We start from the raw sequence: 11,473 nt of genomic DNA, 5'->3' as shown, positions 1-11,473 counted from the left end.
CGGCCTTGGAGCGCCGCCCCGAACGCCACCCGCCCCGCGATCCGCAAAGACGATGCGGATCGCGGGGCGGGCGTATCGATCCGGTTCGGTACCGGGCTTGAGGCGCTAGAACACCTTCTTCATCGCATCGCCGAGTGCGTCGACGCTCTCCTTCAGCTTCCGGCCGGCAGGCGCCAGGGACGGAAGCTTGATGCCGAGCACCTCGGTCTCCTCGTCGGCCGGCTCGGCCTGCGCGACGGTCGCGGCGCCGGGCTTGATCGCATCGGCGGTCTTCTTCGCCACGGGCGGCTTGCTCACGGCCACCGCCTTGCGGGCAGGCTTCTCGGGTGAGGCCGGAATTGGCGTCGCCGCAACCGGCTTCGGCGCGGGCGTCGCGGCGGGTACGACCGCATCGCGGGCCCGGACGGTCTCGGACGGCCGCGGCTGCTGCAGCGCGGCGGTGCGGGTCGGCGGCAGAGGCACGACCTGCCGGGCGGCGGCGATCGGTGCGACCGGCGTCGGCGTCGGGATCCGCTTGGTCGGCGCCTCAGGCGCGGCGGCGCTTTTCACGGGCGGTGGGGCGCTCGGTGTGCTTCTGGCCGGCACGGACATGGGCGGGCTCGCGACGACCGGCGCGGGCGCCAAGGCCTCCGGCAGGACGGCCATGCGCAGAGCCGGCTTCTCGGGCTCAGCCGGCTTCGGGGCGTTGGGAGCGGTGGAAGTCATTCCGGCCACGGCCGGAAGACCGTCCTTCAATTCGGGCCAGTCCGCAGCCCGGCTCGGCGGTCCCAGCTTAACGGGTGTCGGGGCTGCGAGCCCTGCCATCAGGGTCGAGGCGGCGACCCCGAAGCCCGCCAGCGCGCTCACGCCGACCAGCCCGGCTAGGACCAGTCGCAGGCTGGGCTTGCGTCCGGGACGGAGCGCCGGCGAGCGATGCGGCCGGGTGTCGGACGGGTCCAGGGCGAGGTCCATCATGGTCCGGGGTCTCTGACACGGTGCACGACGCGCGCGACCGGGCCCCCCACGACCGGCCGCCGTTCTCCATCAATTTGGAGATGGGTCGACTCTGCCGTCGATAGAGAAACCGCAATACGGCGCAAAGATGTCGCGCCGTATTGGGTGCCCGGCCAATCGAGGCTCGGCTATCCACAAGATAAGCTGAAGCCGCTTAAGAATCCGTAGTCGCTTCCATTGCCCCGGTTCGGCTTCGACGGCGGCGATGCGCCACCCATCCGCGGGGCCGGTCCGTCATCGTCCGATGCGACTCGCGGGTCCGGGCGGCAGAGGCTTCGCCGCCGGGTCAGCGCGAGCGCGGTTCCCGAAGGCGGCCGCTGACGTCAGGGGAAAAGACGATGCGAATCAAAAAGCTAGCGCATCGTACCGGTTCCGGTCATCGGGACGATGCGCTATGCGTCTCGCCGTGGATACGACACCGACCCAGCCTCCCATCTCGGCGGCACCGCCCGACAGGCGTCGTGCCGGCTTCTGTTCCTGGACCGACTGGTCGACCCGGGCCCGGCTGGTCGCGGTCGTTCTGTTCATCGACGCGCTGGCTGCCCTGATCTCCTGCGGGGTGATCGTGCTCAACGCGCGCAACGCGGTGCGGGTCGAGACCCGCGCCTCGCTGGCCACGGTCGAGTCCCTGGTCGCCGACACGATCCGCCTGTCCGACACCGCCTCTCCGGACACGCTGCTGCAGACCCTGGACCTCCGCTTCAAGGTCCTGCGCCACGTCCGGGTCGCGGTCCTGGAAGCGGACGGCGACCAGGTCGGCAAACCGATGCCGCCGCACCGGTCCGAGCGCGAGGCGCCCCATTGGTTCGCCGACCTGATCATGCCGCCGATCGAGCGCCACACCCTGCCGATCGTGGCGAATGGACAGACCCTCGGAACCGCGCAGATCACCACCCAGCCGATGGACGAGATCGACGAGATCTGGGGTTATGCTCGGGCGCTCTCGATGACCACCTTGGCCATCAATGCCGCGATGCTGATCGCGCTCTACCTGGCCCTCGGGCGCATCCTGGCGCCGCTGCAGCGGCTGGGTGCCGGCCTGACGAAGCTGGAGCACCACGATTACACCGCGCGCTTGGAGCCCCCCGGCGCCCGGGAGCTGGCGGTGATCGCCGAGCGGTTCAACAAGGTCGCCGCCGCGCTGAGCGAGGTCCGCGCCGCCAACGGCCGCCTCAACCGGCAATTGCTCACCGCGCAGGACGACGAGCGCCGCCGCACCGCGCTCGAACTGCACGACGAGTTCGGCCCTTGCCTGTTCGCCCTTGAGGCCAACGCCGCGTCGATCGCCCGGATCGCCTCGGGCGCGGCCGAGCCCAATCGTGAAAAGCTCGCCACCCGGGCGGCCGAGATCAGCGCCATCGTCGGGCAGGTCCAGACCGTCAACCGGGAATTGCTGAACCGCCTGCGCCCGCACGGGCTCGGGCAGGCGCCGCTCGCCACCTGCCTCGACCTGATGCTGCGCGGCTTCGGTCAGCGCCATCCCGCCACCGTCTTCGTCGGCCGGTTCGACAGCCTGGCCCGCGGCTATGGCGACCTCGTGGACCTCACGGTGTTCCGCTGCGTGCAGGAGAGTGCGACCAATGCCGTGCGGCACGGCGCCGCCACCCGGGTCGAGGCCGAGGCCGTGGAAGCGAACAGCCAATTGCGCGTCACGATCCGCGACGACGGGACGGGAATCCCGCTCGAACACCGCACCGGGCTCGGTCTGTCGGGGATGCGCGAGCGAGTCGAGGCGTTGGATGGTACCTTCGCCCTTGACAATGCCGGCCCCGGAGCAATCGTCAAGATCACGATCCCCGTTCCGCCGGAGCGGGTCGACGAGAACAACAACGCGCCGAGCGCATGAACGCCATCGCCTCCCAGATCGACGCCGCCGCCACACGCCTACCGGTCCTCGTGATCGACGATCATCCGATCGTCCTGCAGGGCTGTCGCCGGGTCCTCGAGGATTCCGGGGTCGAGACCATCGCGGAGGCGACCACGGTGGTCGGCGGCTACCGGATCTTCCACCGGCTGCGGCCGCCGGTGGTGATCTGCGACCTGACCTTCCAGGGCAGCGGCATGGCCGGGCTCGGCCTGATCCGCCGTATCCGCGCGGTCGCCCCGGAGACGCGCATCCTGGTGTTCAGCATGCACAACGATCCGGTGATCGTGGCGCGGGCGCTCGAGGCCGGCGCGTTGGGCTACGTGCTGAAGGACCACGCTTCGGCGGAGCTGTTCGAGGCGTTCGGCAAGGTCAGGGTCGGCGAGGTCTACCTCGACCGCCGGCTCGCCACCGAGGTCGCCATGCTGAGGGCCGACGCGCGCCGGACGCCGGAATCCCAGCTCACGCCCCGCGAGCAGCAGATCCTGGCGCGGCTGGCGCAGGGCCGGTCTTACGGCGCCATCGCGGCCGACCTGTCGGTGAGCTATAAGACCGTCACCAACGCCTGCTCGCAGATGCGCCAGAAGCTCGGCGTCCGGACGCTGGCCGAGCTGATCCACGTGGCCGTCACGCACGCCCAGCGGCAGGGCTGACGCCCAAACAGAAACCGGGCAGGAGTTGCCTGCAGGAGCTGCCTTTTGACCGACGGTGACACCGGCCCGAACGCGTTCTCCCGCGACGCGTGGGCGCGCAACGCGGCGGCCTACGAGACGATCCGTTCGATGCCGTTCAACGCCGAGCTCGCCGCCGGCACGCTGCGGCAGGATCGCTTCCGCCACTACATCGTGCAGGACGCGCATTACCTGATCGGCTTCGGCCGTGCGCTGAGCCTCGCCGCCGCGAAGGCGCCGGACCCGGACGGGATCGTGCAATTCTCGCGCGCCGCGCAGGACGCCATCGTAGTGGAGCGCGCGCTCCACGGCGGTTTCTTCCGGGATTACGCGATCGGCCCTGAGACCTTCGCGGCGACCGCGCTGACGCCGGCCTGCCACCACTACGTCTCGTACCTGCTCGCCGCGGCCTATGCCGAGCCGTTCGAGGTCCTCTGCGCGGCCCTGCTGCCGTGCTTCTGGATCTACAAGGCGGTGGGCGACGACATCCTCGCCCGCGCCGCCGCCGACAACCCGTACCAGTCCTGGATCGACACCTACGCGGGCGACGAGTTCGCCGCTTCCGTGGCCGGGATGATCGCCGCCACCGACCGGGCCGCCGAGCAGGCGTCGCCGGTGGTGCGCGTGCGGATGCACGAGGCCTTCACGCAGGCCACCCGGCTCGAGTGGCTATTCTGGGACAGCGCCTATCGGGATGCGGCGTGGCCATTGTGACGATCCCGGGCCGGGCGTGACGCCACCGGACCTCAGTCGCCGGGCGATCCTGGCGGCGACGGCCGCCGCGGCCGCGTTCGGGCCCGTCCGGACCGGAGCCGCCGACGCGCCGGGTCCGATGGCCCAGGATCGCCCGGTCCGGATCGCCATGATCCTTTACCCGGGCATGACCGCCCTCGACGTGGTCGGCCCCCAGGCGCTGCTCGCCGGCCTCGCCCCCAACAGCCTGCACTGCGTGGCGCAATCCGCGGGGCCGGTCGCCAGCGACACGGGCTTGAGCCTGGTCGCGACCCACACGTTCGAGACCTGCCCGCCCGATCTCGACGTCCTGCTGGTCCCGGGCGGTGACGGCACCCCCGGGCAGATGTGCGACGCGGCCCTGCTGGGCTTCCTGCGGGCACGCGCCCCCGGCACGGCCTGGGTGACGAGCGTCTGTACCGGCTCGCTGATCCTCGGGGCGGCCGGCCTGCTCAGGGGCTACCGCGCCACCTCGCACTGGTGCGTACGCGACGCGGTGCTGCCGCTGCTCCGCGCCGTGCCGGTGGCCGAGCGGGTGGTGTTCGACCGCAACCGGGTCACCGCGTCCGGCGTCTCGGCCGGGCTCGATCTCGGGCTGGCACTCGCCGCCCGCCTGCGCGGCCCCGCCTATGCCCGCACTGCCCAGCTGGTCGCCGAATATGCCCCGGAGCCGCCGTTCCGGGCCGGGACGCCTGCTGAGGCCGGGCCGGCGATCGTCCGGGCGGCGGATGCGATCCTCGCCCCGTTGGTGGCGGGGTCGATCCGGGCGGCCCGGGGGGACTGAACGCCCGAAAGCGATGCAGCCGCGCCACGCTTCGCGCCGACGTTGTGCGGCGTCCTTGACGGGGCGCCCTGCGAACCGAACTGTGCCGTCAGGAACCGCCGGAGCCGCCATGTCCCTGATCGCACGCCTGCGCGCCTACGCGACCGAGGCTCTCGGGGTCGGCGCCTCCGAGCCGGTGGACGACACGCATCTGGCCGCGACCGCGCTGCTCGTACATGTGGCCCGGGTCGACGGGATCCTGGCGCCCGCCGAGAGCGACCGCCTGTCCCGGATCGTGCAGGGCCGCTACGCCGACGGGCCGGACGCGGCCCGGGCGCTGATCGAGCGCGCCGCGGCGATCGATGCCGAGACGCGCGACGTGGCGAGCCTCGTCGAGATGATCCCGCACGAGGCCAACACCACGGAGCGCCAGGAATTGCTGACCATGGCGTGGTCGGTGGCCGCCGCGGACGGCATCGTGGACGAGTTCGAGGAGGCGCTGGTCGAGCGCCTCGGCCGGTTGCTCGGCTTCGACGAGGCGGCGGTCACCGCGGCCCGGCGGACCGGGCAGCAGGGCGTCGGCGCCGTCTGACCGCGCGGGCCGGCCGATGATCGCCAGCCTCGCGCTGATCCTCCTCGCCCAGCTCGTCGGCGAGGTCCTGGCCCGGGGCGCCGGGGTGCCGGTGCCGGGTCCGGTGATCGGCATGGGGCTGATGTTCGCTTTCCTGCTGCTGCGCGACAGCCGCCTCGGCCTGCCCCGGATCCTGCCGCAGCCGCTGACCGACGGCACCCTCGAATCGACGGCGCGGGGGCTCCTGATGAACCTGTCGCTGATGTTCGTTCCGGCCGGCGTCGGCGTGGTCGGGCGGCTCGACCTGCTGCGGGCCCAGGGGCTCAAGCTCGCGATCGTGCTGGTGATCTCGACCGCCCTGTCGCTGCTGGTGACCGTGCTGGTGTTCCGCGCGGTCGCGTCCCGGGTCGAGCGGCGGCGACCGGACGGCGAGGCCTGAGCGGTGGCCGGCGATTTCTCGCTCTGGGTCTACCTCGCCGGCACGCCGCTGTTGTGGCTGACCGTGACGCTGACCTCCTACGTCCTGGCCGACCGGCTCGCCGCCGCCACCGGGCGCCACCCGATCGCCAACCCCGTGCTGATCACGGTGGTGCTGGTCGGCAGCGTCCTGGCGGTGACCGGCACGCCCTATCCGACCTACTTCGAGGGCGCCCAGTTCGTGCACTTCCTGCTCGGACCCGCCACGGTGGTGCTGGCGATGCCGCTCTACGAGCGCCGTGCCACGGTCCTGCGCGCCCTCGTGCCGATGCTGGCCGCCTTGGTGGCCGGCGCCGCCACGACCCTCGCGGTCGTGATCGCGCTGGCGCGCCTGCTCGACATCCCGCAACCGATCCTGATCTCGCTGGCGCCGAAATCCGTGACCTCGGGGGTGGCCATGGGCATCGCCGAAGCGCTGGGCGGCGACCCGACGCTGACCGCGATCCTGGTGATCCTCACCGGCATCATCGGTGCGATCCTGGTGACGCCGCTGATGAACGTCCTGCGGATCCGGGACATGCGCGCCCGGGGCTTTGCGGCGGGACTCGCCGCCCACGGCATCGGCACCGCCCGGGCCTTCCAGGTGAGCGAGACGGCCGGCACTTTCGCGGGCATCGCCATGGGACTCAACGCGTTCCTGACCGCGATCCTCGCGCCCCTGGCGCTGCACCTGCTGTTCTGAGCGTCAGCCGTCGAGCTGCCCGACGACCGCCTCCGCGAGCGACAGGCTCGACGTCAGGCCCGGGCTCTCGATCCCGAACAGGTGTACGATCCCGGGCAGCCCGTGCTCGGCCGGCCCATCGATCCGGAAGTCGGCCGCGGGCTCGCCGGGGCCGGTGAGCTTCGGGCGCAGGCCGGCATAGTCCGGGTACAGCACCCCGTCCGGCAGGCCCGGCCAGTAACGGCGGATCGCACCATAGAAGCTGTCCGCCCGCCGCGGATCCACCCGATAGTCGACCGTGTCCACCCATTCCACGTCGGGACCGAACCGGGTGCGGCCGGCCAGATCGAGGGTGAGGTGGATGCCCAGCCCGCCGTCGATCCGCGGCGCCGGATAGATCAGTCGCGAGAACGCCGGCTTGCCGGTGCACCCGAAGTAATTGCCCCGCGCCAGGCGCAGCACCGGCACCCGGTCGGCCGGGTAGCCCTCCGTGCCCGAAGCGAGCACCGGAGCCCCGAAGCTTGCGGCATTGATGACCGCGTCGAAGGCCATCTCGCCCGGCTCGCTGCCCCCGAACGCCGCGTGCCACTGGCCGTCCCGCCGGGACAGGCGCTCCACCGGCGTACGCAGCGCGAGGACGCCGCTGTGATCCTCGATGACGCCGAGCAGTGCCAGCATCAGCGCGTGGCTGTCGACGATGCCGGTCCGGGGCGCATGCAGCGCCAGGGTGCAGGCGAGCGCCGGCTCCAGCCGCCTCGCGGCTGCGGCGTCGAGAAGCTCCAGACCGGGGACGCCGTTCTCCTCGCCCTGCTTGCGGATCGCCGCGATCGCCTCGGCCTCCGCGGCGTCGGCCGCGACGATCAACTTGCCGCAGGCGCGATGCGGCACTCCGTGACTCGCGCAGAAGTTGTACAACCGTTCGGCACCGTCGACGCAGTGGCGGGCGCGCGCGGAACCGGCAGGATAATACATGCCGCCATGGATCACCTCGGAACTACGGGCCGAGACTCCAGTCCCGAAGGCATCCTCCGCTTCCGCCAGGATGACGGAGTGCCCGCGGATCGCGAAGGCCTGCCCCACGGCAAGTCCGACGACGCCGGCGCCAACGACAAGAACCTGCATCCGCAACCCTCTCGGCTGTCGCCCCGACCAAGCCGGTGAGTCCTCAATACTGCACCCAAGCGCGGATGAGGGCCCGCATCTTGATTCGGCGTTGACCCTAATTATCAATTCTAAGTAGAAACAGCGCCGCAATAGACACGCGCAGTGGTTGTAAGCGCGGTGAGTGGGCGCATAATGCAATGACGCGCTGCCCCAGGGCAGACCGGATTTCGTCCCCGGCGGCCATCTCGGGCACCCGGCAGTACAGCACCTCTAGCGGCCCGACAAAGCCGCATCTTCGGACAGGAAACCTTAGGAGATGACCATGCTGACGACCTCCCCGAGCGTCGAACTCGCTGCCAAGATCCTCAGCGCTTACGTGACCAAGAACAATGTGCCGGCCGGCGCTCTCCCAAGCCTCCTGTCCGAAGTCCATCGTTCGATCACTGCCCTCGACGTTCCGATGGAGCAGCCGGTCAAGCGGCCGACCGAGGCGCAGATCCGGGCCTCGATCCGGCCCGACACCATCATGAGCTTCGAGGACGGCAAGTCCTACAAGGCCCTGCGCCGGCACCTGACCCTGCGCGGCCTCACCCCCGAGGCCTACAAGGCGAAATGGGGCCTGCCGGTGGATTACCCGCTGGTCTCCGCGGCCTACAGCGCCCGGCGTTCAAAGATCTCGCGTGAGATCGGCCTCGGTCAGAAGCTGCGGATGCAGCAGGCGGCCGAGTAGTAGCGGCCCCTCACCGAACGTCGGGGCCGGCCGTACGTGTCATGGCCGGCCTTCCACCGCGGAGACCTCCTGGATCAGCAGGGCCACGAGACCGGACCAGCCGGTCTGGTGCGCCGCGCCGACGCCCCGGCCGGTATCGCCGTGGTAATACTCGTAGAACAGCACGAGATCGCGGAAATGCGGGTCGTCCTGTTCGATCCGGCTGTCCCCGTAGACCGGCCGATCGCCGCCCGGCGCGCGGGTCGAGAGACCGATGAGGCGGCGCGACAGCATCTCCGCGATCTCCTTGAGCGAGTAGGTCCGTCCCGAATGGGTCGGTGCCTCTACGCGGAAATCCGGCCCGTAATAGGCGTAGAACTGCTCCAGGCCGGCGATCAGCAAATAATTCACCGGCATCCAGACCGGTCCGCGCCAGTTCGAGTTGCCCCCGAACAGGCGCGAGCGCGACTCCGCGGGCTCGTAGGCGAGCCCCATGTCGCGGCCGTTCCAGGGGAAGCAGAACGGCTGGTCCGCGTAGCTGCGCGAGACCGCCCGCAGGCCGTGCGCGGACAGGAACTCGGCTGGGTCGAGGGCGCGGTGCAGCAGCGCCTTCAATCGGTGGCCGCGCAGCAGGGACAGCAGCACGGTTTGGCCCTCGCCCGGCACGCTCCAGCGCGAGACCAGGGTCGCGAGGTCCGGCCGGTTCTCGAGGAAGAACCGCATCCGGTTCCTCAGTGAGGGCAGCTTCTCCAGGTCGCGCGTGCTGATCGTCGTGACGGCGAAGATCGGGATCAGCCCGACCATGGTGCGGACCCGGATCGGCAGGCGGCTTCCGTCCCGGGCCTCGATCACGTCGTAGAAGAACCCGTCCGCCTCGTCCCAGACTCCGTCGCCGGTCGCCGCCGCGATGAGCAGGAAATGCTCGAAGAACTTCTCCGCCATGTCCTCGTAGGTCGGGTCCCGGAGCGCCAGCTCGATGGCGATGCGCATCAGGTTGAGCGCGTAGGCCGCCATCCAGGCGGTCGCGTCCGACTGAGTGAGGGTCGCGCCGTTGCCGACCGGCTTCGAGCGGTCGAAGATGCCGATGTTGTCGAGGCCGAGGAAGCCACCCTGGAACAGGTTGCGGTCGTCGGAATCCTTCCGATTCACCCACCAGGTGAAGTTCAGCGTGAGCTTGTTGAAGATCCGTTTCAGGAAGACGTGGTCCGGAAGGCCCGTCAATTTCCGGTCCAGCTCGAACACCCGCCAGGCGGCGAGCGCGTGGATCGGCGGGTTGGCATCGCCGAAGCCCCATTCGTAGGCCGGCAACGCCGCGTTCGGATGGGCATAGGCCTCGTCCACCAGGAGCAGCAGCTGGTTCTTGGCGAAGTCTGGGTCGAACAGCGCGAACACGATCGCCTGGAGGGCGAGATCCCAGGAGGCGAACCAGGGATATTCCCACGCATCCGGCATCGAGATGATGTCGTTGGCGCGCAGATGCGCCCAGTCGGCGTTGCGGCCGTGCCGGCGCTGGGGCGCGGGGGCCGGCTGGGCCGGGTCGCCCGCGAGCCACTCGCGCACGTCGTAATGGTAGAGCTGCTTGGACCAGAGCATCCCGGCCAGCGCCTGCCGCTGGACGAGCCGCATGTCGGGGTCGGTGATCGATGCTTGCAGGGCGGCGTAGAACGCGTCCGCTTCCGCCGCGCGGGTGGCGAACACCGCGTCGAAATCCGCGAACGGCTCGTCCGGGGCGGTCTCGGGTCGCAGGCGCAGCCGCAGCGTGCGGGTCTCGCCGGGGCCGAGATGCAGGTCGTAGCGCGCGGCGCATTTCGTGCCGGACAGGTGGTTGGCCGCCCCGGCCTCGCCCTGGACGACGCACCGGTCGATCCCGTCCTTGTAGAAACCCGCCTCCGGGCCGCTGCCGAACAGCCTATGGGTGTTGGTCTCGTTCTCGGTGAACAGCAGCGCGGCCGCGTCCTCGGCGAAGAAGCGCATCGGCGGCACGCCAGGATGACGCGCCCAGACCGACCCGTCCGAGCCCGCCTCCAGCTCCGGCTTGGCGGTCCCGGCCTTCCAGGACCACAGGTTCCGTGCCCAGAGCTGCGGCAGGAGGGTGAGGCCGGCAGCCTCCGGGCCGCGATTGGTCACGCTGACCCGCATCAGCAGGTCGTCGGGGGCCGCCTTGGCATAGGCGATCTCGACGTCGAAGTAGCGGCCCTCGTCGAACAGGCCGGTGTCGAGCAGCTCGAATTCCGGGTCGTCGAGGCCGCGGCGGCCGTTTTCCTCAACCAGGCGTTGATACGGGAACTCGGCCTGCGGATACTTGTACAGCATCCGCATGAAACTGTGGGTCGGGACGCCGTCGAGGTAGTAGTACAGCTCCTTCACGTCCTCGCCGTGGTTGCCTTCGGCGTTGGTGAGGCCGAACAGCCGCTCCTTCAGGATCGGATCGCGTCCGTTCCAAAGGGCCAGCGCGAGGCACCAGTTCAGATGCCGGTCGCCGAAGCCCCCGATGCCGTCCTCGCCCCAGCGGTAGGCCCGGGACCGGGCGTGATCGTGGGGCAGGGACTCCCAGGCATCGCCGTCGGCGCTGTAATCCTCCCGGACCGTGCCCCATTGCCGGTCGCTGAGATACGGCCCCCAGCACCGCCAGGCCGGATCGGTCCGCGCCTGTACGAGGCGCTGTCCCTCGGCGGTGTCGAAGAGATCCGGGACGCGGTTCGGCTCGCTCATACGGACGATGCTCCCGGTTCGGTGGCTGACTTCGTGCGCGGATATTGCCGCGGTTCTACGGGGACAAATGAATTCCAGCGCGCGACTTCTTCGGTCACGCTCATCCAACCTGCAAGCGGCGTTCTGGCGAACACAGGATAATCCATCCCGTCGTTCCGGGGCCGCAAAGCGGCGCCCCGGGATGACGGGTTGATGCTTCATGCGGCGACGTCAGAC

Annotated in this window: 11 protein-coding genes; 8 read left to right on the top strand and 3 right to left on the bottom strand. The window is 70.3% G+C overall.

What is annotated here, in order from left to right:
• Positions 1-105 precede the first annotated feature (105 nt).
• Entirely contained in the window at positions 106-954 is an 849-nt protein-coding gene (locus FV242_RS01050; RefSeq protein WP_147937611.1) for a hypothetical protein, read from the bottom strand.
• Positions 955-1,387: 433 nt separating this feature from the next.
• On the opposite strand from FV242_RS01050, the gene FV242_RS01045 reads away from it, so the two are divergent.
• The 7 genes from FV242_RS01045 to FV242_RS01015 all read left to right on the top strand — a co-directional run bounded on the left by FV242_RS01045 (position 1,388) and on the right by FV242_RS01015 (position 6,753).
• Positions 1,388-2,839: an ATP-binding protein gene (locus FV242_RS01045; RefSeq protein ID WP_147937610.1), complete on the top strand. Its 1,452-nt coding sequence runs from the start codon at positions 1,388-1,390 to the stop codon at positions 2,837-2,839.
• Complete coding sequence (locus FV242_RS01040; RefSeq protein ID WP_007561188.1) at positions 2,836-3,510, top strand: response regulator transcription factor; 675 nt, start codon at positions 2,836-2,838, stop codon at positions 3,508-3,510. Before FV242_RS01045 ends, FV242_RS01040 begins: the two co-directional genes overlap by 4 nt.
• A 45-nt stretch (positions 3,511-3,555) precedes the next feature.
• Positions 3,556-4,242 carry a thiaminase II gene (tenA, locus tag FV242_RS01035; RefSeq protein ID WP_246692555.1) on the top strand — a complete coding sequence of 229 codons (687 nt, stop codon included), beginning with the start codon at positions 3,556-3,558 and terminating at the stop codon, positions 4,240-4,242.
• Between the two features lie 16 nt (positions 4,243-4,258).
• On the top strand, positions 4,259-5,044 hold the full coding sequence (locus FV242_RS01030; protein ID WP_246692554.1) for a DJ-1/PfpI family protein: 786 nt from the start codon (positions 4,259-4,261) through the stop codon (positions 5,042-5,044).
• A 109-nt stretch (positions 5,045-5,153) separates the two neighbouring features.
• Positions 5,154-5,615, top strand: a complete 462-nt coding sequence (locus FV242_RS01025) for a TerB family tellurite resistance protein (protein WP_147906776.1) — start codon at positions 5,154-5,156, stop codon at positions 5,613-5,615.
• Positions 5,616-5,631: 16 nt separating this feature from the next.
• The gene (locus tag FV242_RS01020) at positions 5,632-6,033 is read left to right on the top strand and encodes a CidA/LrgA family protein (RefSeq protein WP_147906777.1); all 402 of its coding nucleotides are present in this window, start codon (positions 5,632-5,634) and stop codon (positions 6,031-6,033) included.
• A 3-nt stretch (positions 6,034-6,036) separates the two neighbouring features.
• Complete coding sequence (locus FV242_RS01015; RefSeq protein ID WP_147906778.1) at positions 6,037-6,753, top strand: LrgB family protein; 717 nt, start codon at positions 6,037-6,039, stop codon at positions 6,751-6,753.
• A 3-nt stretch (positions 6,754-6,756) separates the two neighbouring features.
• Here FV242_RS01015 and FV242_RS01010 read toward each other — a convergent pair whose 3' ends face one another.
• Positions 6,757-7,854, bottom strand: a complete 1,098-nt coding sequence (locus FV242_RS01010) for an NAD(P)/FAD-dependent oxidoreductase (protein ID WP_147937609.1) — start codon at positions 7,852-7,854, stop codon at positions 6,757-6,759.
• Between the two features lie 304 nt (positions 7,855-8,158).
• Here FV242_RS01010 and FV242_RS01005 point away from each other — a divergent pair, with 304 nt between their 5' ends.
• Positions 8,159-8,566, top strand: coding sequence for a MucR family transcriptional regulator (locus FV242_RS01005; RefSeq protein WP_147906780.1), 408 nt, complete (start codon positions 8,159-8,161; stop codon positions 8,564-8,566).
• Between the two features lie 39 nt (positions 8,567-8,605).
• On the opposite strand, the gene FV242_RS01000 is transcribed toward FV242_RS01005, so the two are convergent.
• Positions 8,606-11,257: a glucosidase gene (locus FV242_RS01000; RefSeq protein WP_147937608.1), complete on the bottom strand. Its 2,652-nt coding sequence runs from the start codon at positions 11,255-11,257 to the stop codon at positions 8,606-8,608.
• Positions 11,258-11,473: the final 216 nt, after the last annotated feature.

This window comes from Methylobacterium sp. WL64, from assembly GCF_008039945.1.
GTDB lineage: Bacteria > Pseudomonadota > Alphaproteobacteria > Rhizobiales > Beijerinckiaceae > Methylobacterium.
The sequence above is the reverse complement of the archived record's forward strand: the minus strand, read 5'-3'. Positions and strand labels throughout refer to the sequence as shown.